Raw genomic sequence first — 24,080 nt, forward strand, 5'->3', positions numbered from 1 at the left:
GCCCCGAATGCGGCGAACCGCATCCGGGGCCTTCGTGAAGAAGGTGTGGAACCTTACTTGAGGGTGACCGTCGCGCCGGCCTCTTCGAGAGCGGCCTTCGCCTTCTCGGCGGTCTCCTTGTTCGCGCCCTCGAGCACGGCCTTGGGAGCACCGTCGACGACGGCCTTGGCCTCGCCGAGGCCGAGCGAGGTGAGCTCGCGGACCGTCTTGATGACCTGGATCTTCTTGTCGCCAGCGGCCTCGAGGATGACGTCGAAGGAGTCCTTCTCCTCGACCTCTTCCGCGCCACCAGCAGCACCCGCAGCGCCGGCAACGGCGACGGGGGCGGCAGCGGTGACGTCGAACTTCTCCTCGAACGCCTTCACGAACTCGCTGAGCTCGACGAGGGTCAGGCCGGCAAACTGCTCGAGCAGCTCCTCAGTGGTGAGCTTCGCCATGATGTATCTCCTAGATAGGTGGGGGTGTGTGGGAAAGAGCTCGCCGGATGCTTACGCGGCCTCGGCGGTCTCCAGCTTTTCGCGAAGCGCGTCGATGGTGGCCGCAGCCTTGCCCATCGTCGCCTTCATCATGCCCGCGGCCTTCGCCAGCAGAACCTCACGGCTCTCCAGGGAGGCGTACTTGTTGACCTCGTCGGCACTCAGGGCGTTGCCCTCGAAGATGCCGCCCTTGATCACGAGAAGCGGGTTGGCCTTGGCGAAGTCACGCAGAGCCTTGGCGGTGGCGACGAAGTCACCGTGCACGAACGCCACGGCCGAGGGACCCTTGAGGTCCTCGTCCAGCGCCGTGATCCCCGCATTGTTCGCGGCGATCTTGGTCAGCGTGTTCTTCACCACGGCGTAGCTCGCGTCCTGACGGATGCTGTTGCGCAGCTGCTTGAGCTGGGCAACCGTCAGACCGCGGTACTCGGTCAGCAGAACGGCGGTCGAGTCCTCGAAGTTCTTCGTGAGCTCGGCGACCGATGCATCCTTCTGCGCCATGGTCACTCCTTGATGTGAACGTGACACCCCGCGGTGGCGGAGCGTCGGCCTCGACCACCCGCACATGACAAAAGCTCCGGCGCAAGCGCACGGAGCTCGGTTCCCGAAGGAGGAAGTTCAGTGTCACCTGCGCGGGCCCCTGCATGGCAGAGCTTCGATCGCATCGCGTTTGCACGCACAGCGATGACCAGCGGTCTTTGGCTTGTTCACCAGAGTACGCCACGTCGCCCGTTGCCCCAAATCGGGGCAGGCCGGCGCATCCGCGGCGCATGTCGCTCTCGAAGGCGTCCGGCGCCGGGCGTACGCTCGAGAGGTGACCCCCGAACTCGCCGCCCGCATCGTCGCGGACTCCCGCGATCGAGTGGCGTGGATCCGGGCGCGCTCACGCGGCATCACGGCGACGGATGTGGCCTCCCTCACGAGCGAGCGGGCGATCGCGAAGGCCGCCGACCAGAAGTTGGGCGGCTCGCGGTTCTCCGGCAACGCCTACACCGATCACGGTCGACGACGCGAGCCTGAGATCGCCGCCTGGGTCGCGGCGACCCACGGCATCCAGCCCTCATCCGCCCTGTTCCACGCGGTCGTGGAGAAGCGGCACCTCGCGACCCCCGACGGCATCGCGGTCGACGCCGAGGGCCGGGTGACGCTGGCGGAGATCAAGACGACCAACAAATCATGGCGGTCGATCCCCCGGGGTTACCTCCGCCAGGTGTGGTGGCAGCAGCACGTGCTCGGAGCCGAGCGCACTCTCGTCGCCTGGGAGCAGCACGACGGCTTCGTGCCGGTCGACGACGAGCCGCGGTGCGCCTGGGTCGAGCGCGACGAGGTCGAGATCGGCAAGCTCGTACGCCTCGCGACCGCCCTGATCGACGAGCTGCACCTGCGCACCACACGTGGCCGAACTCCCGCGCCGGCTCCCGAAGCCCCGCCGCGTCGCGAGTACCGCGCGCTCGTCTTCAGCGACTGACCCGTCGCTCGCCTCCCGCTTCCTAACAGTCGGGAATAGTTGACGCGTCTCAACGATTGACAATATAGTTGACCCGACTCAATCGTTGACATATATCAACTTACTGCGCCGACGACGCCGCACCCCACCGAAGGATGCCGCTGTGACCACCACCATCTCCCGACCGACGGACGCGTCGAGCAAGACCGCGCGCCGTCACGTCCTCGAAGCCCTGTCCGGCCTGCTGCTGGGCATGTTCGTGTCGATGCTCGCCTCGACCGTCGTCTCGACATCGCTCCCCGTGATCATCCACGACCTCTCCGGGAACCAGAGTTCGTTCACCTGGGTCGTGACCGCGACCCTTCTGACCACCGCCATTACGACGCCCATCTGGGGCAAGCTCGCGGACCTCACGAACCGGAAGGTGCTGTATCAGCTGGCGATCGCGATCTTCGTTCTCGCCACCGCGGCCGCGGGATTCTCGCAGAGCCCCGAGATGCTCATCGCGTTCCGCGCGGTGCAGGGCATCGGCGCCGGCGGCCTGGCCGCGCTCAGCCAGGTCATCATGTCGGACATCATCAGCCCGCGTGAGCGCGGTCGTTACATGGGCCTGTTCGGCGCCGTGATGGCCGTCGCGACCGTCGGCGGCCCGCTGCTCGGCGGCGTGATCACGGATGCCTGGGGCTGGCGATGGAACTTCTTCGTCGCGCTCCCCTTCGCCGTCGCGGCGCTGCTCATCGTGCAGCGCACGCTCCACCTGCCCCAGCGCACACCGCGCAAGGTGTCGATCGACTACATGGGCATCGTCCTGCTGGGCACCGCCGTCTCGCTCCTGCTGATCTGGATCACCCTCGCCGGCAAGGACTTCGAGTGGTGGAGCCTGAACACGCTGTTCATGGTCGGCGGCGCGGTCCTCGCAACGATTCTGTTCATCATCGTGGAGCTGCGGGTGCGCGAGCCCCTCATCCCGCTGACGCTCTTCCGCAACCGCACGTTCACCCTGGCCGTGATCGCCTCGATCGCCACGGGCATCGCGATGTTCGGCGCGTCCGTGTACCTGAGCCAGTACATGCAGTCGGCCCGCGGCGCCACGCCGACCGAAGCCGGTGTCATGACGATCCCGATGATCGCAGGACTGCTCGTCGCGTCCATGGGCGTCGGAGCGCTCATCACCCGGTTCGGCCACTGGAAGCCCTACCTCATCGCGGGTGGCGTGCTCCTGACAGCGGGTTCCGCCCTGCTGTCGAAGATCCACTACGACACCCCGTTCGCCCTCGTGTCCGTGTACATGTTCCTGTTGGGCGCCGGCGTCGGCATGACCATGCAGAATCTCGTGCTCGTCGTGCAGAACACCTCGCACCCGAGCGAGATCGGCGCCGCGAGCTCGGGCGTCACGTTCTTCCGCAGCCTCGGCGGCACGATCGGTGTCTCCGTGATGGGCGCTGCCCTGGCGACCCGCGTGACGGACCTGCTCACCGATCGCGCAGACGAGGTCCGCACGGTGCTGGCCGGGCTCGGCAAGGAGGGCGCCGAGTGGGCCACGCAGTTGAGCTCGGGCACTCTGCCGCAGGTCGCTGCCATGCCGGGTCCGCTGCGCGTCATCTTCGAGGATGTGTACGCGAACGGCATCTCACACGCGTTCCTCATCGCGGTGCCCGTCGCCGTGCTGAGCGTTCTGGCGATCGTGTTCCTCCCGAACACACCGCTGACGCGGATGACCACGACCGAGCGGGCACACGCCTCCGAGGCGGATCTGGCGACCGTGTCGGTGCCCGAGGCCATGGCCACGCTCACCGCGACCGGCGCCATCACGACGCCGTCGGGAACGCCGGATGCGGGCGACGAGCGCAAGTAGAGTGATCACGATGTCCGAGAAGTCGAGCGACGAGGAGCGCACCGAGGCGGTGCGTGCACTCGAGGCACAGTTCAGCGACCTCATCGGACAGTTCCGACGCGTCATCAGCGAGAACGCCCATCGCGTCAGCCCAGGGCTCCTCCCCGGGGCGTACAAGGTGTTCACGACCATCGCGCGCCACGAGACCGTGACGCAGGCGACGCTGGCCGATCACCTGCTGCTGGACAAGGGCCAGCTCAGCCGAACCGTGCGCGAACTCGAGGCCCTCGGCCTCATCACGCGCTCCCCGGACCCGGCCGACGGGCGCTCGAGCCTGCTCTCACCCACCGAGTACGGCCTCGAGCGGCTCGCCGCCGCCCGCGCTCCGCAGGAGGGCGTGCTGGTACGCGCGCTCGAGAGCTGGGACGTCTCGGACATCGACAACCTGCGCCGCCTGCTCCAAGCACTCATGGCCGGCATCAGCCCCGACACCGTCTCCTGACGGCCAGGAAGAGCCCCCGCACCGACATCCGGTGCGGGGGCTCTCCGCTTCTGCGGGGCAAGAGGTTCTCCGCACGGTGACACCGGGGTAACGCCCGCGAGACATAGCCGCGATTGACTGAGGGCAGACACCGCATCGCATGGCCGATGCCTCCCGCAGCGAAAGGAGCGGCCGATGATCCCCCGACCGCTGAGACACGACGCTTCCTCCCCCGCACCGATGCGGGCCGAGGACGTCCCGACGCAGATGCGCGCCGCCGTCATCACCACCACCGGAGCACCGGAGCTCCTCCACGAGACTCAGCTGCCGGTTCCGCAGCCTGTGCTCGGCGAGCTGCTCGTGCGCGTGGTCGCCGCCGGAGTGAACCCCATCGACGCGAAGACGCGTGCGGGCCAGGGGGTGAGCGGCGCGATCGCGGGCTACCCGACCACGCTGGGCTTCGATTTCAGCGGCGTCGTCGTCACCTCTCCGTTCGAAGCGCACCCCTTCCCCGCCGGCACGGAGGTCTTCGGAATGGTGCCCTTCCCGCGCACCGGCGGCACCTACGCCGAGTACGTCGTCGTGCCGTCCCAGTCCCTCGCCCGAAAGCCCGCATCGCTCTCGCACGTGGAGGCGGCCGGCATCCCCCTCGCCGCCCTCACCGCCTGGGGCGTGGTCGTGGAGACCGCGCACGCCCACGAGGGTCAGCGCGTGCTGATCCACGCTGGGAGCGGCGGAGTGGGCCACTTCGCGGTACAGCTCGCGGCGTACTTCGGCGCGCACGTGACGGTCACCTCCTCCGCCCGCAACGCCGCGTGGCTCCGTGAGCTCGGCGCATCCGTGGTCATCGACTACGCCACCACGCGGTTCGAGGACGTCGTGGCGGACATGGACGTCGTGATCGACCTCGTGGCCAACACCGAGGACGAGATCGGAACACGATCGCTCGGTGTCATCCGCCCCGGGGGCCTGTACGTCATGGTGCCCAGCGGCGGCTGGCCCGGCTTCGCCGAAGCGGCGGCCGAGGCGGGAGTGCGTGCCACCGGCTACAAGGTCATCCCGGACGGTGACGTTCTCGCGACCCTCGCCCGGCTTCTCGACACCGGATCGATCCAGGTCTACATCGACACCGTCTACGACCTCGCGGATGCGGCTGAGGCGCACCGCGCGCTGGAGCGGGGACGCACGCGGGGGAAGTCGGTACTGCGCATCAGCGAGGCGTGATCCGCAGCGCCGTGCGCGCCGTCCGCGTCACCGCATCCGCGACCGCATCCAGCAGCCCGGAGGCGAGGTTCCACTGCTGCCAGTGCAGGGGGACGTCGACGGGCGACCCGGGCAGCAGCACGAGGGAGCCGTCGGCGAGGTCCGCCTCCGTCTGAAGATCGGGTAGCATCCCCCATCCGAGACCGCCGCGCACCGCATCGGCGAAGGCGTGCGATCCGGGAACGAAGCTGCGCGGCGGCGACGCGGGATCGACGCCCCGCTCTCGTAGCCACCTGGACTGCAGTTCGTCGCGGCGGTCGTAGTCGACGACTCGCACATGCTCGGCGCCTCGACGTTCGAGCTCACGCGCGAGTGCCGGCGTCGCCACGGCGCGGTAGCGCATCGCGCCGAGCGGAGTCACTCGGCACCCGGCCACTGGGGTGGCCCGGGAGGTGACCGCGGCGACCACACGCCCCGATGCGAGCAGCTCTGCGGTGAAGTCCTGATCGTCCCGGTGGAGATCGAACACCACATCGTGCACCGCGACGACCTGCGACAGCGCGGCGACGAACCAGGTCGACAACGAGTCCGCGTTCACGGCGAGCGACAGGCTGACCGGTGTCGCGCCCTCTCCCTCGACGGGCTCGCCCAACTCCCGCAGGACGTCGTGCGAGAGCAGGGCGTACTGCCGGGCGAGACGCACGACACGCTCACCGTCCGCGGTCGCCCGCGCGGGTTTGGATCGCACGAGAAGCACACGACCCAGACGCTCCTCGAGCACGCGGATGCGTTGACTGACCGCCGAGGGCGTGATGTGCAGGCGGTGAGCCGCCGCATCCATCGTGCCCGTGTCTACGACGGCGGCGAGGGTCGCCGCGAGTTCCGCGGGAAGGTCGATCATGAGCCCAGCTTATGTGGATGAAGGAATCAGAACTGGTGCTCATGTTCCAGCCGACCTAGCGTCGGAGGGTGTTCCCCTCACTGGCCGCGGGCCTCGGGCTCGGCCTCTCGCTCATCGTCGCCATCGGCGCGCAGAATCTCTTCGTGCTGCGCCAAGGTATCCGGCGAGAGCACGTGCTCTCGGTCGCACTCGTCTGCGCTGCCTCGGATGCGGTGCTCATCGCAGTCGGGGTGTCGGGGCTGGGGCTCCTCCTGGAGTCCGCTCCGTGGGCGGTGCAGGTGGCACGATGGGCGGGCGCCGCGTTCCTCCTCGGGTACGCACTGCTCGCCGCGCGCAGGGCCTGGCGCCCCGTCGACGTGCCGACCGTCGATGTAACATCCATTCCTGCGGCAACACGAACCTCACGCACCGCGGCTCTGCTCACCTGCCTGGCGTTGACCTGGCTCAATCCGCACGTGTACCTCGACACGGTCTTCCTGCTCGGTTCCGTGGCGAGCACGCATGGCGACTCCCGATGGTGGTTCGCGGCCGGCGCGATGCTCGCGAGCCTGGCCTGGTTCCTCTCCCTCGCCTACGGCGCCCGACTGCTCGGCCGGATGTTCACATCGTCGATCGCTTGGCGTGTTCTCGATGGCCTCATCGCCGTCGTCATGACGCTGATCGCGCTCAGCCTCATCCTCGGGGCCTGATGAGGGCACACGCGCAGGGCATCCTGCCACCGGCTCGTCGTTCGCGACAGCCCACAGCATCGCCGGCGCATCCGCGGCACAATGTGCGCATGCGTCATGTCCGAGTGATCGTCAGCGGCGCCGTGCAGGGCGTCGGTTTCCGCTATTCCACCCATGATGCGGCCGCTCGCCTCGGCGTCGCCGGCTGGGTGAGGAACCGCCATGACGGCACTGTCGAGGCCGAGCTCCACGGCGAGGAAGGGCGCGTGGATCGGATGATCGATTGGCTTCGCAAGGGGCCGCCCGCCGCGCACGTCGAGCGCGTGGAGGTCTCGGAGGCCACTCCCACGGGGCCGCTCAGTTTCGACATCCGAGAAGACGCCTGAACATGCAGGAAGAGCCCCGTCCGAAGACGGGGCCCTTCCTGTGAGACGTGTCTCAGACCAGTGCGTTGACATCCAGCGGGATGCCGGGGCCGAACGTCGTCGACACCGCGCCCTTCTGGATGTAACGGCCCTTGGAGCTGGACGGCTTCAGACGGACGATCTCCTCGAGAGCGGCCTTCAGGTTCTCGTCGAGCTGGTCGGCCGAGAACGAGGCCTTGCCCACGACGAAGTGCACGTTGGCGTGCTTGTCGACGCGGAACTCGATCTTGCCGCCCTTGATCTCCTCGACGGCCTTGGCCGGGTTCGGGGTGACCGTGCCGGTCTTCGGGTTCGGCATGAGGCCACGGGGACCCAGGACCTTACCGAGGCGACCGACCTGACCCATGAGCTCGGGGGTGGAAACGGCGGCGTCGAACGACGTGTAGCCGCCCGCGACCTTCTCGATCAGCTCGGCGCCGCCGACCTCGTCCGCGCCCGCTGCGAGAGCGGCCTCGGCGGCCGGGCCCGTCGCGAACACGATGACGCGGGCGGTCTTGCCCGTGCCGTGCGGCAGGATGACGGTGCCGCGCACCATCTGGTCCGCCTTACGGGGGTCGACCGACAGCTTGAGGGCGACCTCGACGGTGGAGTCGAACTTCTTCGACCCGGTCTCCTTCGCGAGGGTCACAGCCTCTGTCGGGGTGTAGAACTTGTCGGCCTCGATCTTCTCGGCGGCCGCGCGGAATGCCTTGGACTTGGTAGCCATGTTCGTTATCTCCCTCAGTCCTCGACCGTGATGCCCATGGAGCGGGCGGTGCCGGCGATGATCAGCGAGGCAGCCTCGATGTCGTTCGCGTTCAGGTCGGGCATCTTCGTCTCGGCGATCTGGCGCACCTGGTCCTTGGTGAGCTTCGCGACCTTGACGGTGTGGGGGGTCTTCGAACCCTTGGTGACGCCGGCGGCCTTCTTGATGAGCTCCGCGGCGGGCGGGGTCTTCAGGATGAACGTGAAGCTGCGGTCCTCGTAGACGGTGATCTCCACGGGGATGACGTTGCCGCGCTGCGACTCGGTCGCGGCGTTGTACGCCTTGCAGAACTCCATGATGTTGACGCCATGCTGACCGAGCGCGGGGCCGATCGGCGGCGCCGGGTTGGCTGCACCGGCGTTGATCTGAAGCTTGATCAGGCCGGTCACCTTCTTCTTCGGTGCCATTCTTCTTTCCTTTCATCGAGCGGATGCCGGATGCATCGGCTCTCCCGCATCCCGTCGAGGGAAGCGGTTGTCGCAGCGCACCGGAGCGGCACGCAAACCACAACACTCTACCGCATCACCGGGCGTGTCGCTGCATCCACCGGCGCCCCGTCCACGGGACACCGCATCCGTCACCCCTCCCGCGCACCCCGCCCCGACACACCTCCGTGTCTCACTTGTTCACCCAAAACGCATCCCAGCCGTGCACAAGTGAGACACCGAGACACACACCTCGCCCTGACGGGCCTCCGTGTCTCAGCCGTTCACCCGAAACCCGTCCCAAACGTGGATAAGTGAGACACCGAGCGGGGATGCGCGCCCTGTGATGCACGATGCGCGCCGCGCAACGGTGGAACGACGAACGCCCCGCCGGCTGGGCCGGGCGGGGCGTTCGAGGAATCCGTGCGTCAGATCATCTTCGAGACCTGGTCGAACGACAGCTCGACCGGGGTCTCGCGCTCGAAGAGCGAGACGAGGACCGTGAGCTTGCCGCTCTCGGGCTTGATCTCGCTGATCGAGCCGGGAAGACCCGCGAACGAGCCCTCCTTGATCGTGATCGTCTCGCCGATCTCGTAGTCGACCTCTGCCGCGATGACGCGGGCAGCCGCCGGGGCGGAGCTGCCGCCGCCGGACTTGGCCGGAGCGACGTCCTTGATCTCGACGAGGCTCTTGAGCATGTTGAACGCCTCTTCGAAGCGCAGCGGCGTCGGGTTGTGGGCGTTGCCGACGAAGCCGGTGACACCGGGCGTGTGACGAACGACCGACCAGGTGTCCTCGTTGAGCTCCATGCGCACGAGCACGTAGCCCGGGATGCGCACGCGGGTGACCATCTTGCGCTGGCCGTTCTTGATCTCGACGACGTCCTCCATCGGGACCTCGACCTGATAGATGTCGTCCTCGACCTCGAGCGTCGACTTGCGCTGCTCGATGTTGGCCTTCACCTTGCGCTCGAAGCCGGCGTAGGAGTGGATGACGTACCACTTGCCTTCGAGCGAGCGCAGCTCCTGGCGGAACGCCTCGTAAGGATCGGCGTCCGCGTCGACCTCTTCTTCGACCTCGTCCACCGCAGCGGCCGCGTCGTCGATCTCCGCCACGAACTCGGGGTCGAGCACGGGAGCGTCGGGCTCACCGTTGATGTCGGGTCCGTCGTAGGGCGTCACTTCGTCGGCCTCCTCGGCTGCGCGCTCTGCTTCTTCTTCGGCGAGCGACTCGCTCAGCACCTCGGCGGCCGCTTCCGCCTCGGCGGCTTCGTCGATCTCGAGAGCGTCGTTCACGATCGCGTCGGCCTCGGGGTCTTCCACGTCGGCATCCGCGTCGTAGCCCGTGTCGGAGTCCTCGTCGTCGTCGTCACCCTCGATGTGCAGCGCGACGTGCTCGGCGGCCTCGACGGAGCGCTCCTCGGCGGCGAGGGTGTTGCCCTCCTGCGCCTCGTCGTCCTCGCTGGACTGCTCGGCGGCGGTCGCCCAATCGGCGTCGTCGGTGTATTTCTCAGACACTTACGTACTCTCTCGTTCTGGTCTGCGGGTGGCGACACCCGCGCCTCGCGATGTCAGGCTCCGGGAACTCCGAAGACGACTGTCGTCAGCCAGACGAACACGACATCGAGTCCGTAGACGACCGCCATCATCACGATGACGAAGCCCAGGACGACGCCGGTGAACTTCACCAGCTCCTTGCGCGTCGGGGTGACGACCTTGCGAAGCTCGGCGAAGACCTGGCGGATGAAGATGACGATGCGCAGGAAGAAGTTGGGCTTCTTCTCGCGCATGGCACCGCCAGCGGCGACGACCTCGCCCTTCGGCTCGTCCTGGACCATGCACCCACCTGAATCGCTTACGTCGTGCCAGCATGCGCTGGCGCGCAGGGCGGACAGGAATCGAACCTGCAACCTGCGGTTTTGGAGACCGCTGCTCTGCCAATTGAGCTACCGCCCTAGAGACCCGGAGGTCTCGCGCCCGCACTCCTGCCGTGACCTGATCCAAAGGGATGTGTCGTCCCGATGACGGGCACGGCGAAAGAATGCAGACTTCAACTGCACGCTCAAGTGTACGGCATGGCACACGGGGGCGCGAACGCGCTCACGCGGGAAGGCACGGCGAGAAGACCGCGATCACCACCGCGGGACCCTCCGCCGCCAGGGTCACGGTGACGCCGTCCTCCGAGATCCAGCCCTGGCTTTCGGCGCCCGGATCGGCGTCGGCGAGCGCTCGCCACACGTCGGGATCCAGGCTCTCGCCGAGATCGTCGCGCACCCCGGTCGCCTGCGAGACGTCGGCGGCGACGGCGAGCACTCCGGTCGCCGTGAGCACGACCTGCTCGGTGTCGGCGGGCCGGGAGCACGCTTGCGTGCGCGGCTCGGCGGTCTCGAGAGTGCGCAGCACCTGGGGATCCACCGCCGATGCCTGAGCGACGAGATCGTCGAACACCTCGTTCATCCGGCGATCCGCCGCATCCGCATCCACCGACGAGCACGCCGTCAGCGCGAGCACGGCCGACAACGACGCGGCTGCCAGGCCGGAACGCGCCCTCACGGTCGCACCACCTCGAGCACCTCGTAGTCTGTCGCGACGGGTTCCGTGACCTGGACGCCGAGCGATGCGAGATGGTCCAGCAGCCAGCCGTCGTACCAGCCGTCGATGTCGCACGGCGAGGAGGTGTCGACGTAGTCGGATGCCGGGATGCCGTAGACGTACACGGCACGACAGCTCGCATCCGCCTCCAGCTCCGGGCCGTACTGGTCGTCGGTGACGCCTGCCCGATCGGCTGCGAGGAAGGCCGGATAGTAGTTCTGGTACTGGTACCAGTGCATCGCCTCGTGCACGAACACGGCCCACACGGACGATTCCATGCCCGGATCCCACGCGAGGAACAACCAGCGCGGATACCGGGTGGAGTAGCAGCCGCCGACGACGATCTCGTACCCGGTGCGCTCGGAGAGGTGGTAACCGCAGTTCTCGTCCCCGGCATCGAACGCGACCTGAACACGGTCCGCGCCGATCGACGAGAGGAACCCGCGCCCGTCGGGATCCGGGCCGGGAATCGCTGTCCCTCCGGGGTTGGGCACGGCCAGCAGCGGCGAGTCGGTCCCGGTCTTCCACTCCTCGACCTGCGCGTGCTCGTCGTCCCAGGCGCGACGATCGCTCTCGTAGTCGGCCGTCGCCTGCTGGGTGGCGGCCACCTTCTCTGACGCGGCGGCAAACGCATCGGCGACCGCCGACTCCTGCTCGGGGCTCATCACCCGCGAAGCGAGCAGTCGCTCGCGCTGCTGCCAGATGAGCCACGCGCCGCCCGTGCCGGCGGCGAGCAGAAGGATGAGGATGAGGCCCAGTGAGAGGCCGATGATCCAGCCCGCCCCGCGAGTGCGGCGTCGCGGTGCGGCAGTCGGCGGCCCCGCAGCCGGCGCCGGATCCAGCGTCACGCCATCGCCCCTTCGGCGGGATCGGCGCTGCGCCGCTCGAAGGCGCGTCCGGTGGTGACCGACGGCGTGATGCGCACGAGGACGTCCTTGACGGTGGGCGCCCAGGGTGCCGAGGCGAGGGACTCGAGGGCCGCGATCTCGTCGGAATGGTCGACGGCCGCCGCCGTCCCGCGCACGACGACGCTCCATGCATCGCGCTCGCTGTGGTCGTCGACCTCGAACAGCACCTCGTCGCGGGCGGTGAGCTCGAGCAGCTTCGTGCCGGGCGCAGTGCGGAACAGGATGCTGCGGCCGTCGAGCGCGTAGCCGACGGGGAACACGTCGATGCGCTCGCCGATGCTGGTCACCAGGCGACCGACCTCCTGTGTCGCGAGCAGGCGCCACATGGCCTCCTCGTCCAGCACCCGTACCCCGTCGGTCTGCGTCGTGTCGCTCATGACCCCATCCTGGCCCAACCGGGCCAGGGGCGCACGGGGTCGTTCTCTCCCCAGGCGCTCAGGTCCGCGCGCGCTCCCGGAGTACGCTGAATCGGTCGCCGCCCACCACCCGATGGGCGGCGCTGCGACGAGGTTCGAGGAGCGACGGTGAACGAGGTGCCGGCCCCCCAGCAGTTCCAGGTCGACCTACGCGGGGTGATCGATCTTCTCAGTCGGCACATCTACTCGAGCCCCCGCGTCTTCCTCCGCGAGCTCCTGCAGAATGCTGTGGACGCCATCGCCGCACGTCGCGCGCTGGATGGCGGCGGCGGCCGCATCCGCATCACCCCGGCCGGCGTCGAAGCCCCCGAGTTCATCATCCGCGACGACGGCATCGGCCTCACCGAGAGCGAGGTCGCCGATCTGCTGGCGACCGTGGGGCGCAGCTCCAAGCGTGACATCTTCGACCTTCCGCGCAGCGACTTCCTCGGCCAGTTCGGCATCGGGATGCTGTCGTGCTTCATGGTGTGCGACACGATCGTGATCCGCTCGCGGAGCGCCGCCGGAGGTCCTGCGGTCGAATGGGTCGGACGCTCGGACGGAACGTTCGCCGTGCAGCCGTGCGACGACGACATCCCGGTCGGAACCAGCGTGCACCTCACCCCGCGCAGCGACAGTGCGTCTCTGCTCACGGGTGCGACGGTGCTGGAGCTGGCCGAGACGTTCGGCCGCTACCTGCCGGTGACGGTCGTGGTGGATCTGCCCGGCGGCGGTGAGACCACCGTGACCGAGCCCGCCCCCTTCCTCGACGGCGACCTCGAGACCCGGCTCGCGTACGGGCGCGAGCTCATCGGCGTCGAGCCGCTGGACGCGATCGAGCTGACGGTCGCCGCCACGCAGACCCGCGGCGTCGCCTACGTGCTGCCCTTCGCGCCGCCGCCCTCGGCGCGCCAGAGCACACGCGTGTACCTGCGCCGGATGCTGTTGGCCGAGCGCGCCGACGATCTGCTGCCCGACTGGGCGTTCTTCGCGCGCGCGGTCATCGACTCGGGCGGGCTGCATCCGACCGCCAGCCGGGAGGCGCTCGTCGACGACGACGCGCTCGAGCAGACCCGCGGCGAGATCGGTGACGCGATCCGGCGCTGGATCCTGGAGCTGGCGTTGCGCGAGCCCGCGCGGCTCGCGCAGTTCGTCGCCGTCCACGAGGTCGCTCTGAAGTCCCTCGTGCGCCACGACGACGAGCTGGCCCGCTTCATCGTGCGCTGGCTGTCGGTGGAGACGACCGCGGGGCGCGTGCGGATCGAGGAGCTCGTGCGCCGCTCGCCCGAGGTCCGCTACGCCGAGACCGTCGACGAGTTCCGCCAGCTCGCGAGCATCGTGCCGCCGGGCACGCTGCTGGTCGACGGCGGTTACCTCTACGACGCCGAGCTCATCCGGCTTCTGCCGGAGATCTTCCCCGAGGTCTCCGTGGAGCGCGTCGAGGTCGGCGCCGAGATGGACCGGCTCGATCTCCCTCCCCTCGACGACCGCAATGCAGCCCTCGAGCTCGAACGACGCGCCCGCACGGCGCTCGGCGACATAGACGTCTCGGTGCGTTCGTTCGAACGCCGGGAAGCTGCCCGGCCTGTTCGTCGCGGACCCGCAGGCCCTGCGGGCGCTCGACCGGGGACGCGCTCGCGGCGCCGCCGGCGCGCTGTGGTCGGGAGTGCTCGACCGCGCGGAGAAGGCCGTCACCGGCGCCGACGCGGATGCGGCACCGCCCGTCGCGAGGCTGTGCCTGAACTGGGGCAACCCGACCGTCCGCGCGCTCGCGGCGGCGGGCGACACGGCGGTCTTCGACAGCGGCATCCGACTGCTGCACGTGCAGTCGTTGCTCGCCGGCCATCATCCGCTCAGCCCGCGCGACCGCGCCGTGATGAGCACCTCGCTCGCGGAGCTGCTCGAGAGAGCGCTCGCCGCCACCCCCGACCCGGAAGGAGCATCATGACCGGTTACGCGACCCGCATCCGATCGCTGTTCGACGAGATCGACCGCACGCCCTGGGGGCCGGCCGAGAGGTCACTGGTCGCAGAGGCGGTCGCGCTGGCGCAGGAAAGCGGTGACGAACGCCTGGAGTACGAGGCGCGGATGCGGCAGACCGCCAGCGCCAACATGGGCGGCGACACGGATCTGATGCTCACCTCGTTCGCGTGGTGCCTGGGTCATCACGACGCAGACCCCGAGCGCTTCCCCGCCGAGCTGGAGCCCGCGGGCGACCTCATGTGGCACTACAAGTGGATGGCGGGAGCCCTCCGTGGCTCGCCCGAGTTCTCGTCCGAGCAGATCACCGCCGTGCTCGATGACATGCAGACCCATTACGAACGGGCCGGTCACGGCATGAGCGGCGTGCTGATGGCGCGCTTCGAGGACGCGTGGTCGGCGGGACGCCTCGACGAGGCGGCCGAGCTTCGGCGTCGGCTCGAGGCCACGCCCCGCGACGAGTACAGCCACTGCGACGCCTGCACGCGCAGCCAGTTCGCCGGGTTCTTCGCGGAGACCGGCGATGAGGCGGAGGCGATCCGCCTGGTCGAGGAGCTCGTGGAGGGCGGCTTCACGTGCGGCGAGGAGCCCGAGCACGCCCTCGCACGCTCCCTCCTCCCCTACCTGCACGCCGGCCGGCCGGATGAGGCGCGCACCGCGCATCTGCGCAGCTATCGCCTCGCGAAGGACAACGCCGACAACCTCTCCATCGTCGCGAAGAACATCGTCTTCTGCGCCGTGACCGGCAACGAGGCGCGCGCGCTCGCCCTCGTCGAGCGCCACCTGCCCTGGCTCACCCACGACGGGCTCAACGCCAGCGCGCACCTGGAGGCCCTTGCGGCCTTCGCCGTCGCGCTGGATGCGGTCGCCGCCGCCGGTCACCCCGACGCCGCCGTGCGCGGCTCCGACGCCGAGGCGCTCGTCCCCCTGATCGGCGCGCACGACGGCGTCTGGCCGGCCGCCGAGCTCGCCGCGCGGATGTGGGCGGCCGCCGAGAGCATCGCCCAGGCCTTCGACGCTCGCAACGGCACCGACGCCCAGACCGCCTGGCTCGCCGGCCAGCGCGCCGTCGGCGCCGAGCGCTACGAGGTGCCGATCAGCTCCCACGACTTCGCGGCCCGGTCCACCGCCTCCGTGCCCCGGACCCCCGCGGAGCGGGTCGAGCGCGCGCTCGCCCTGGATCAGCTCGGCTCGATCGCCGCACTCGAGGCGATCATCGACGCCCTCGACGATGCCGATGCCGAGCAGCGCGTCGCGCTCACGCACGGACAGCTCGGAATCCTCGTGGCCCTGGATCGCCTCGAAGAAGCGCAGGCCGCGCTGCCCGCACGCATCGAGGCTCTGCGCCAGACCGGCCGCACCGCGCAGGCGGAGCTCGAGGAGCGCCTCGGGCTGCTGCTGTTCGGGGCCGATGCGAAGGGCGCCGCCGAGACGCTGCAGCGCACGCTCGACGAACTCGAGGACGCACCCGCGGGCCTGCGCGCCGACGTCATCGCGACGCTCGCGTTCCTTCGATTGAAGGACCAGACGGCGACCGAACCGGACGAGCGGCGAGGCACCGCCGAGCTGTTCAGTCAGGCTGCGGCGCTGTTCGCCGAGGCCGGCGAGCCCGGATTCGCCTACTCGCAGCGCTGGCTGCAGGCCGACATGACGGCGGCCTCGGGCGACCTCGATGCGGCCGCGGAACTCCTCGACGCGCTCGTCGCGCAGGAGGGCATCAGCGACGCGCGCCGGGCGCGGGCACTGCTGCTGCGCGCGCGCACGCGCGGTGGTCGGGGCGAGTACGCCCAGGGCGCCGCCGACGCCGACGAAGCCACCCGCATCCACCTGCTGGCCGGGGCCGATGACGGCCTCGTGAGCAACGTGTTCTTCCTCGCGGGTGCGCTGCACGAAGATGCGGGCGCCATGGGCGAGGCGGTGTCGCGCTACCGTGTCGCCACCGAACGCCGTGAGGCCACGGGCGCCGCGGCGACGGACCTCCGCTTCCGTCTCGGCCGCGCCCTCCTGGGTGCGGGACTCGGCGAGGAGGCCATCGAGGTGCTCGACCAGGTTCTCCAGGAGGAGACGGCAGCGGAGGAGCCGGCCGGCTCCCGCGCGATCACCGTCGGGCTGCTCACTCGCGCCTTCGAGCAGGCCGGCCAGTTCGGCAATGCTCTCGGCGGCTGGGAGTTCGCCGCCCAGCTGCACGAGGAGGCGGAAGAGCGCGCGGCGCGCGCCTACGCCCTCAAGGAGCACGGACGGCTGCTGGGCCGGTTCGGCGAGATCGACGACGCGATCGATTCGCTGACGCAGGCTGTGGAACTCGTTCGGGGCGACGAAGAACAGGTGGGGCTGCTGGCCGACGGGCTCCACACGCTCGCGCAGGCGCACCAGCAGCGCGGGGACCTCGAGCAGGTCTTCGCCCTGCTGGACGAGGCCGTCGAGCTCGGCCGCGCACACGAGGCGGCATGGTTCGTCGCCGACGTGCTCGACACGCGCGCACGCGCTCTCGCCGCCGCGGAGCGCACCGACGAGGCCGTGGCCACGGCCCTGCAGGCGGCCGACGGCTTCGTCCAGGCCGGCGACGCGACAGCCGCCGGCCGTTCGGAGTTCGTCGCGGCGCGCATCCTGGTGGGCGCCCAGCGTCCCGCGGATGCGGTCGCGCTCTACCGCGCAGCGCTCGAGCACGCCGGCGACGACGAGGCGCTGCGACAGACCGCCGCGCTCGAGCTCGGCGACGTGCTGGAGAGCCTCGGCCGGCCCGCCGAGGCGGCCGAGATCCGCGCGACCCTTCCCGCGTGACGAAGGTGGGGGCGAGATACTCGCCCCCACCTTCGTCACCGCTCAGTCGGCGATGCGGATGAGCTTCTTGTTGACGAACTCGTCCGCCGCCAGCAGGCCCATCTCCCGGCCCGTGCCGGAGCGCTTGACGCCGCCGAACGGCAACTCCGGAGAATCGGCCAGCACGCAGTTGACATAGACCATGCCGGCCTCGATCCGATCCGCCACGCGCTCGGCCTGTGCGGGATCGGTCGTGTACACGTAGGAGCCGAGCCCGAAGCTCGTGTCGTTCGCCACGCGCACCGCGTCCTCCTCATCCCGGACGCGGTAGACGACGCCGGCGGGCCCGAAGAGCTCCTCGCGATACACGTCCATCTCGGGCGTGACGTCTGTGAGCACCGTGGGCGCGTAGAACGCGCCGTCACGGGTGCCGCCGGTCACCAGCCGAGCACCCTGCGCGACGGCCGTGTCGACCTGCGCCTCCAGCCGCTCGGCGGCGGCGAGAGACGAAAGGGGCCCGAGCAGGGTCTCCTCGGCGAAGGGGTCGCCCAAGGGAGTCTCGGCCATCGCGGCGGTGAACTTCTCGAGGAAGGCGTCGTACAGTTCGTCGACCACGATGAAGCGCTTGGGTGCGTTGCAGGACTGCCCGTTGTTGTCCATACGCGCCTCGACGGCGGCGGCGACCGTGGCGTCCAGGTCGGGCGTCGAGAACACGATGAACGGGTCCGATCCGCCGAGCTCCAGCGCGACCTTCTTGAGGTTGCGACCGGCGATCTCCGCGACGGCGGCGCCGGCGCGCTCCGACCCGGTGACCGACACCCCCTGCACCCGCGGATCGGCGATGATCGCGGCTGCCTGCTCGTTGCTCGCGTAGAGGTTCAGGTACGCCCCCTCCGGCAGACCCGCATCCCGGTAGATCGCCTCGATCGCCGCGGACGACTCCGGGCACTGCGGCGCGTGCTTGAGCAGGATGGTGTTTCCCAGCACCAGGTTCGGCGCCGCGAAGCGGGCGACCTGGTAGTACGGGAAGTTCCACGGCATGATGCCCAGGAGCACCCCGAGCGGCGTCGGGCGGATGACGGCCGACCCCTCGCCGAGGATGTCGATCGGGCGGTCCGAGGTGATCTGCTCGGCGTGGTCGGCGTAGAACTCGGTGATGTCGGCGGCGAAGTCGACCTCGCCCAGGGCCGCGGCCAGGGGCTTGCCCATCTCGCGCACCGCGATGGCCGCCAGCTCGTCACGGCGTTCCCGGTGCAGCTCGGCGGCGCGCCGCACGAGCGCGGCGCGTTCGGCCACCGGCATCTCGCGCCACCGCCGGTAGGCGCTCTCGGATGCAGTGAGCTTCTGCTCGACGTCGGTGTCGCTGAGGGCGGGGTAGGTGGCCAGCTGCTCACCGGTGGCCGGGTTCACGACCGCGTATTCGCTGCTCATTCGTCCTCCTTGGTTGTGGTCTCAGTCTGCCGTCACCGCCGACGGCGGCGCAGGCTCTCGGGCGCATCCAGGCTCAGCGTGCGCCCACGGAAGAAGTCGGGACGCTTGACCGCCTGCCAGATCATGATCACGACGCCCAGCAGGATGACGGTCACGCCCAGCACGAACACGAGTCCGAGACCGAAGATCTGCGAGCCCGAGCCGTAATCGGGATCCATGGAGTCGACCAGGGTCGTCACGAACAGCACCGCGAGGATGGCTCCGCCCACGAGCGGGAAGAGGAACGTGAACACGAAGGCGCGCACCGAGTCGAACCACTGCTTGCGGAAGTACCAGACGCACGCGAAGGCCGTGAGCCCGTAGTAGAAGCAGATCATCATGCCGAGGGCGGTGATGGTGTCCCACAGGACGTTCTCGCTGACGAAGCGCATGACGGCGTAGAACACCGATGCGACGACGGAGGCGACGATCGTCGCGAAGCCCGGGGTGAAGAAGCGGGGGCTCACCTTGGCGAAGCGCTCCGGCAGGGCGCCGTAGTGCCCCATGGCCAGCAGCGTGCGCGCCGGCGACACGAACGTCGACTGCAGCGACGAGGCGGAGCTGGTGAGCACCGCAAGCGACACGAGGGCCGCGAGCGGGCCCAGCACCGGCCCTGACAGGTGGAAGAACACGTTGTCCTGGATGTCGGGGTTGCCGAGCCCGAACTCCCCCGTGCCGACTCCGGCGAACATGATGAGCGAGACCGCGAGCAGCAGGTACAGCGCGACGATCACCAGGACCGTGATGGTCGCCGCGCGACCCGGCGTCTTGTCGGGATCCTTGGTCTCCTCGTTCATGGTGAGGGTGACGTCCCACCCCCAGAAGATGAAGATCGACAGGGAGAGACCCGCAGCGAAGGAGCTGAACGACGAGACGGCGAACGGGTCGAACCATGACCAGTCGAACGGTGTCGCATCGAAGCCGTTGCCGTTCATCGTCTCGATGATCGCCGCGACCGCGAACACGACCAGGACCACCACCTGGAACCCGACCAGCACGTACTGCAGCTTCTGCGTCGTCTGCATATCGCGGTACGAGACGAAGGTGGCCGCCGCCATGAACGCGAGGCAGACGAGGACGTTGACTCCCGGCTGCGCCGCGATGTCGGCGATCGAGGGGTTCTGGGTGACCTGGGCGATCAGCAGGAACAGGAAGTCGACGGCGATTCCGGCGAGGTTGGAGAGCACGAGGATGGTGGCGGCCACCAGCCCCCATCCGGCCATCCAGCCGATCCAGGGGCCGAAGGCGCGCGTGGCCCAGGTGAACGACGTGCCGGAGTCGGGCATGCGCCGGTTCAGCTCACGGTAGCCGAACGCCACCAGCAGCATCGGGATGAAGCCGACCAGGATGATCGCCGGCACCTGCACACCGACCGCGGAGACGGTGGGTCCGAGCGCTGCGGTCAGCGTGTAGGCGGGCGCGATGCAGGAGATGCCGATGACGACCGCGCCGATCAGGCCCACCGTTCCCGCGGAGAGCCCCTTCTTGGAGAGTCCGCCGGTCTCGGCCGCGACGGCCTGCGATTCGGGTGCGCTCATCATCGAGCCCCTTCTGCGTTGCGGGTGCGTGGCACCACGATCATGGGAACGGGCAGCACGTGCAGCATCTTCGCCGCCGTCGAGCCCAGGAAGAGCCGCCGCGGCTGCGCGAGTCGGCTCGAGCCGACCATGGCGATCTCGCCGGGGAGCCATTCGATCTGCGACACCGCATCCTCGATGTCGGCGCCCTGCGCGCTGACGACCTCGGCGACGGATCCTTCGCCGAGCGACGCGCGCGCCTGGGCGAGCACCTTTTCGGCGTGCGTCGCCTCGGTGAGCCGGATGACGCCGGTGTCGACGCCGGCGGGGAGGTCCACCGTCGCGAGCGACAGCAGCCGCAGGGGCGCGCCCGACGCGGTGGCGAGGCTCGCCGCTTCGGCCAGGAGCACATCACCGCCCGGCCGGGTGCCGATGGCCGCGGTGACCCGCTGAATGCCGACGGACGCGGCGACCTCGCGCGCGCCCTCCGGCGCGAGCACGACCGGCACATCGGAGGAGTGCATGAGTTCGTTGGCGACGGTGCCGAGACGGTGGCGGCCGCGGAGTCCGCCGTTGGCGGCACCGACGACGATCATGCCGGCGCCGAACTCGGCGGCTGCCGCGATGAGTCCCTCGGCGAACGACTCGCCGTAGCGCACGTGACGGCCGTGGGCGACGGTCTCCTTCAGCGTCTCGGAGGCCCGCGCCAACCACTGGCGCGCCCGTTCGCGCACGAGCCGGTCGTATCCCGCGTCGGGCGGGGTGATGACGGAGCGCTCCCCCGGCAGGACCATCACGATCTCGAGCACCGACCCGGTCGCGACCGCGAGCCGTGCCCCCAGGGCGAGCGCGTCGGCGCCCGCATCCGTCGCGGTGTAGCCGACGACCACCGGCGCGGTCATCAGCGCAGCTCCTCGAGGATCTCGGATGCGGCGCGGTGCCCCATCCGGATCGCTCCGTCGACGTGCTGGTAGCCGGCGCCCGCCATGTCGCTGCAGGCGAGGTGGATGGGCCCGACCGCCGTGCGCAGATCGGCGCCGTAGCGGTGAAGGCCGCCCAGATCGAAGCTCGCGGCGTACGCGCCCCGCGTCCACTCCTCGCTGCCCCAGTCGCTCTCGTAGTACACGATCGGGTTCTTGGCCTCGGCGCCGTAGTAGTGCGAGAGCGACTCGAGGATGCGTTCCTTGCGCTCGGCGGCGTCCAGGCGGAACAGATCGTCGGCGTTGCGGTCGGAGACGAATCCGACCAGCGTGCCGCGCTCGTCGCCGTGGTTGGTGTTGTCGTACGCCTCGTGCGAGAGCTCGTAGGGGCTGAACGCCGTCCCGGACAGCCCCTGCTCCCGCCAGAACGGACGGTCGTAGACGGCGTGCACCTTGATGACGAAGCCCATCGAGATGTGCTGGTGCATCTGCTGCTGGAGGCGCGGCAGCGGCGGCACGAAGGAGATGCGGGGGTACAGGACGGGCGCGAGGGCGAGGACGGCGCGCCGAGCGCGGACCGTGACGGATGCGGCCTCTGCCACGACGCCGTCCTGGTCCCAAGTGAGCGAGCGCACCGGCTGGTCCAGCAGGACGTCCTCCCCCAGGCGCTCCGCGAGCAGGAGCGGCACCTGCTGGAGGCCGCCCACGACGCGCTTGTCGAGGATGAAGTCCGCGTCGACGAGGTGCGAGTAGCTGCCGGCGCTGGCTGCCATCAAGAGCGACTGCAGGAGCGAGAAGGCGTGCGTCGGCTTGGTGAGCATCGCCGAGCCGGTGGCGAAGGCGAGGTTGCGCACCGCCTCGTCGTCGTCGGTCTGCGAACGCAGCCAGCCGTCCCACGAGATGGTGTCCCACTCGGCCGCCTTCGGGTGCGCCCACGGCCGGTCGGGGTCGATCTCGGCGACCATCGCATCCAGGTCGACGGTGATGCGTTCGATCTCGGCGGCCGTTGCCGGGGCCACCGGGAAGACGTCTCCCGTGAAGCGGGTCACCGTGCCGTCGGGGCCGACGTAGACGCTGTCTCCCTCGCGGTAGCGCGAGAAGGTGGACAGGCCCAGCTCTGCGACCGTGTCGATGAGCGCCTGCTGGTCGGGTGAGATCCACTGGCCGCCGATCTCGAGCATCGCGCCCTCGATCGTGTCGGTCCACAGCCGCCCGCCGACGCGATCGCGCGCCTCGAGGACGGCGACGGACAGACCGGCCTTGCGGAGGTCGTTCGCGGCGGTGAGCCCCGCGGCTCCGGCGCCGATGACGACGACGTCTCTGATGATCTCGGTGGTGCTCATCTCACTCCTTCGTGGTGCTCGGGTGTTGCGACTCAGACGGCGGCGAGGGATGCGGCGAGGACGTCGAGTCCCTCGCCGAGCAGGCGGTCGTCGATCGACAGGGGCGGCAGGAACCGGATCACGTTGCCGTAGGTGCCGCAGGTCAGCAGGATGACGCCCTCGGCGATGGCGGCCTTCGCCACCGCGGCGGCGAGCGCCGCATCCGGAGCTCCCGTCGCCGGGTCGACGAACTCGACCGCGACCATCGCGCCTCGTCCGCGGACGTCGCCGACGCGAGGGTCGGCCTGCTGCAGCTCCTCGAGGCGGGCGGTGAGAAGGGCACCGATCTCGCGGGCTCGCTCGACGAGGCCCTCGTGCTCGTACGCGTCGATCGCCGCGAGGGCCGCCGCACAGGCGATCGGGTTGCCGCCGTAGGTGCCGCCGAGCCCGCCGGGGTGCGAGGCGTCCATGATCTCCGCGCGTCCCGTGACCGCGGCGAGCGGCAGTCCGCCCGCGAGGCCCTTGGCGGTCGTGACGAGGTCGGGCACGATGCCGAACCCGTCGCTCGCGAACATCTCTCCCGTGCGGGCAAAGCCCGTCTGCACCTCGTCCGCGATGAAGACCACGCGGTTCTGGCGACACCAGTCGACGAGGGCAGGGAGGAAACCGTCGGCCGGGACGATGAAGCCGCCCTCGCCCTGGATGGGCTCGATGACGAGCGCCGCGAGGTTGTCGGCGCCGACCTGCTTCTCGATCATCGAGATCGCGCGCGCCGCCGCATCCGCTCCGCTCAGACCGTCACGGAAGGGGTAGGACAGCGGGGCGCGGTAGATCTCGCCGGCGAAGGGCCCGAAGCCGCTCTTGTACGGCATCGCCTTCGCGGTGAGGGCCATCGTGAGGTTCGTGCGGCCGTGGTAACCGTGGTCGAACGCGACGACGGCGGGCTTGCCGGTGTACTTGCGGGCTATCTTGACGGCGTTCTCCACGGCTTCGGCGCCGGAGTTGAACAGCGCGGTGCGCTTCTCGTGATCGCCCGGGGTGAGCCGGTTCAGGGCCTCGGCGACGGCGACGTACGAGTCGTAGGGCGAGATCATGAAGCAGGTGTGCGTGAACTGCGCGGCCTGCGCCTGCACGGCCGCCACGACGCCGGGATGCGCATTGCCGACCGAGGTGACGGCGATGCCGGAGCCGAGGTCGATGAGCGAGTTACCGTCGGCGTCCACGACCACGCCGCCGCCCGCGGCCACCGCCTGGATGGGCACGGTGTGGCCGACCCCCGCCGGAACCGCCGCGGCCTTGCGTGCGAGGAGCTCCTGCGAGCGCGGTCCGGGGATGGCCGTGACGAGGCGCCGCTCCTGCGGCAACGAGGGTCCGCCCAGAGGCGCGGTGATGACGTCGGCGATGCTCATGGCGGCGAGCGTAGGGCGAACGCCACGCGCGCTGCACTCGCCTGCCCGTACACGTGCGCGCCCGAGATGCGCCACGATGTACAACATGAGTGCGCCGCCGTCCGACAGCCCCACCCTCGGCTCCCTTCTCGCCCGTCGAGATCTGGACCTGCGCGCGGCGGGCGAGCTCGATGCCGCGACGTTGGCGACGCGGGTGCACGGCG

The 24,080-nt window shown here is 69.6% G+C and carries 22 protein-coding genes and 1 tRNA gene; 7 read left to right on the top strand and 16 right to left on the bottom strand.

Features of this window, described 5'->3' with window-relative positions:
• Positions 1-53: 53 nt before the first annotated feature.
• Together rplL and rplJ are read right to left on the bottom strand one after the other, a co-directional pair.
• Positions 54-437: a 50S ribosomal protein L7/L12 gene (gene rplL, locus AC1VNH_RS07220; protein ID WP_036290173.1), complete on the bottom strand. Its 384-nt coding sequence runs from the start codon at positions 435-437 to the stop codon at positions 54-56.
• Between the two features lie 51 nt (positions 438-488).
• Entirely contained in the window at positions 489-977 is a 489-nt protein-coding gene (rplJ, locus tag AC1VNH_RS07225; protein WP_137417805.1) for a 50S ribosomal protein L10, read from the bottom strand.
• 313 nt (positions 978-1,290) lie between these two features.
• Between rplJ and AC1VNH_RS07230 the strand changes: the two genes are divergently transcribed.
• The 4 genes from AC1VNH_RS07230 to AC1VNH_RS07245 all read left to right on the top strand — a co-directional run bounded on the left by AC1VNH_RS07230 (position 1,291) and on the right by AC1VNH_RS07245 (position 5,462).
• Positions 1,291-1,944, top strand: coding sequence for a YqaJ viral recombinase family protein (locus AC1VNH_RS07230; protein ID WP_483110604.1), 654 nt, complete (start codon positions 1,291-1,293; stop codon positions 1,942-1,944).
• Positions 1,945-2,086: 142 nt separating this feature from the next.
• Positions 2,087-3,778, top strand: coding sequence for an MDR family MFS transporter (locus tag AC1VNH_RS07235; protein WP_483110605.1), 1,692 nt, complete (start codon positions 2,087-2,089; stop codon positions 3,776-3,778).
• 10 nt (positions 3,779-3,788) lie between these two features.
• Positions 3,789-4,259, top strand: coding sequence for a MarR family winged helix-turn-helix transcriptional regulator (locus AC1VNH_RS07240; protein ID WP_483110606.1), 471 nt, complete (start codon positions 3,789-3,791; stop codon positions 4,257-4,259).
• 174 nt (positions 4,260-4,433) lie between these two features.
• Entirely contained in the window at positions 4,434-5,462 is a 1,029-nt protein-coding gene (locus AC1VNH_RS07245) for an NADP-dependent oxidoreductase (protein WP_483110607.1), read from the top strand.
• Here AC1VNH_RS07245 and AC1VNH_RS07250 read toward each other — a convergent pair.
• The gene (locus AC1VNH_RS07250) at positions 5,449-6,342 is read right to left on the bottom strand and encodes a LysR family transcriptional regulator ArgP (RefSeq protein WP_483110608.1); all 894 of its coding nucleotides are present in this window, start codon (positions 6,340-6,342) and stop codon (positions 5,449-5,451) included. The genes AC1VNH_RS07245 and AC1VNH_RS07250 overlap by 14 nt on opposite strands.
• A 68-nt stretch (positions 6,343-6,410) precedes the next feature.
• Here AC1VNH_RS07250 and AC1VNH_RS07255 point away from each other — a divergent pair, with 68 nt between their 5' ends.
• The gene (locus AC1VNH_RS07255; RefSeq protein ID WP_483110609.1) at positions 6,411-7,031 is read left to right on the top strand and encodes a LysE/ArgO family amino acid transporter; all 621 of its coding nucleotides are present in this window, start codon (positions 6,411-6,413) and stop codon (positions 7,029-7,031) included.
• Between the two features lie 89 nt (positions 7,032-7,120).
• The gene (locus AC1VNH_RS07260) at positions 7,121-7,396 is read left to right on the top strand and encodes an acylphosphatase (protein WP_483110610.1); all 276 of its coding nucleotides are present in this window, start codon (positions 7,121-7,123) and stop codon (positions 7,394-7,396) included.
• Positions 7,397-7,448: 52 nt separating this feature from the next.
• Here AC1VNH_RS07260 and rplA read toward each other — a convergent pair whose 3' ends face one another.
• From rplA to AC1VNH_RS07300, 8 genes are all read right to left on the bottom strand, one after another.
• Positions 7,449-8,141 carry a 50S ribosomal protein L1 gene (gene rplA, locus AC1VNH_RS07265; protein WP_137417827.1) on the bottom strand — a complete coding sequence of 231 codons (693 nt, stop codon included), beginning with the start codon at positions 8,139-8,141 and terminating at the stop codon, positions 7,449-7,451.
• Between the two features lie 14 nt (positions 8,142-8,155).
• Positions 8,156-8,587: a 50S ribosomal protein L11 gene (gene rplK / locus AC1VNH_RS07270; protein WP_483110613.1), complete on the bottom strand. Its 432-nt coding sequence runs from the start codon at positions 8,585-8,587 to the stop codon at positions 8,156-8,158.
• Positions 8,588-9,033: 446 nt separating this feature from the next.
• Entirely contained in the window at positions 9,034-10,122 is a 1,089-nt protein-coding gene (nusG, locus tag AC1VNH_RS07275) for a transcription termination/antitermination protein NusG (RefSeq protein ID WP_483110614.1), read from the bottom strand.
• A gap of 53 nt (positions 10,123-10,175) precedes the next feature.
• On the bottom strand, positions 10,176-10,442 hold the full coding sequence (secE, locus tag AC1VNH_RS07280) for a preprotein translocase subunit SecE (RefSeq protein WP_483110615.1): 267 nt from the start codon (positions 10,440-10,442) through the stop codon (positions 10,176-10,178).
• 45 nt (positions 10,443-10,487) lie between these two features.
• Positions 10,488-10,560 (bottom strand) — tRNA-Trp (locus AC1VNH_RS07285).
• Positions 10,561-10,704: 144 nt separating this feature from the next.
• The gene (locus AC1VNH_RS07290; RefSeq protein WP_483110616.1) at positions 10,705-11,157 is read right to left on the bottom strand and encodes a hypothetical protein; all 453 of its coding nucleotides are present in this window, start codon (positions 11,155-11,157) and stop codon (positions 10,705-10,707) included.
• Positions 11,154-12,044 carry a hypothetical protein gene (locus tag AC1VNH_RS07295; protein ID WP_483110617.1) on the bottom strand — a complete coding sequence of 297 codons (891 nt, stop codon included), beginning with the start codon at positions 12,042-12,044 and terminating at the stop codon, positions 11,154-11,156. The genes AC1VNH_RS07290 and AC1VNH_RS07295 overlap by 4 nt, the downstream gene beginning before the upstream one ends.
• Positions 12,041-12,481, bottom strand: a complete 441-nt coding sequence (locus tag AC1VNH_RS07300) for a pyridoxamine 5'-phosphate oxidase family protein (RefSeq protein ID WP_243232926.1) — start codon at positions 12,479-12,481, stop codon at positions 12,041-12,043. The genes AC1VNH_RS07295 and AC1VNH_RS07300 overlap by 4 nt, the downstream gene beginning before the upstream one ends.
• 147 nt (positions 12,482-12,628) lie before the next feature.
• Here AC1VNH_RS07300 and AC1VNH_RS07305 point away from each other — a divergent pair, with 147 nt between their 5' ends.
• On the top strand, positions 12,629-17,260 hold the full coding sequence (locus tag AC1VNH_RS07305; protein WP_483110618.1) for an HSP90 family protein: 4,632 nt from the start codon (positions 12,629-12,631) through the stop codon (positions 17,258-17,260).
• Between the two features lie 42 nt (positions 17,261-17,302).
• On the opposite strand, the gene AC1VNH_RS07310 is transcribed toward AC1VNH_RS07305, so the two are convergent.
• Genes AC1VNH_RS07310 through gabT form a run of 5 tightly spaced genes read right to left on the bottom strand, consistent with a single transcriptional unit; the run spans position 17,303 to position 23,877 of the window.
• Complete coding sequence (locus AC1VNH_RS07310) at positions 17,303-18,670, bottom strand: NAD-dependent succinate-semialdehyde dehydrogenase (RefSeq protein WP_483110619.1); 1,368 nt, start codon at positions 18,668-18,670, stop codon at positions 17,303-17,305.
• Between the two features lie 32 nt (positions 18,671-18,702).
• Positions 18,703-20,250 (bottom strand): APC family permease, encoded by a 1,548-nt coding sequence (locus tag AC1VNH_RS07315; protein WP_483110620.1) that lies wholly within the window; start codon positions 20,248-20,250, stop codon positions 18,703-18,705.
• The gene (locus AC1VNH_RS07320; RefSeq protein ID WP_483110622.1) at positions 20,247-21,128 is read right to left on the bottom strand and encodes a universal stress protein; all 882 of its coding nucleotides are present in this window, start codon (positions 21,126-21,128) and stop codon (positions 20,247-20,249) included. The genes AC1VNH_RS07315 and AC1VNH_RS07320 overlap by 4 nt, the downstream gene beginning before the upstream one ends.
• Positions 21,128-22,489 (bottom strand): flavin monoamine oxidase family protein, encoded by a 1,362-nt coding sequence (locus AC1VNH_RS07325; RefSeq protein ID WP_483110623.1) that lies wholly within the window; start codon positions 22,487-22,489, stop codon positions 21,128-21,130. Before AC1VNH_RS07325 ends, AC1VNH_RS07320 begins: the two co-directional genes overlap by 1 nt.
• Before the next feature lie 32 nt (positions 22,490-22,521).
• Positions 22,522-23,877, bottom strand: a complete 1,356-nt coding sequence (gene gabT, locus AC1VNH_RS07330; protein WP_483110625.1) for a 4-aminobutyrate--2-oxoglutarate transaminase — start codon at positions 23,875-23,877, stop codon at positions 22,522-22,524.
• Between the last annotated feature and the right edge of the window lie 203 nt (positions 23,878-24,080).

Source organism: Microbacterium sp. KU4F, from assembly GCF_056868075.1.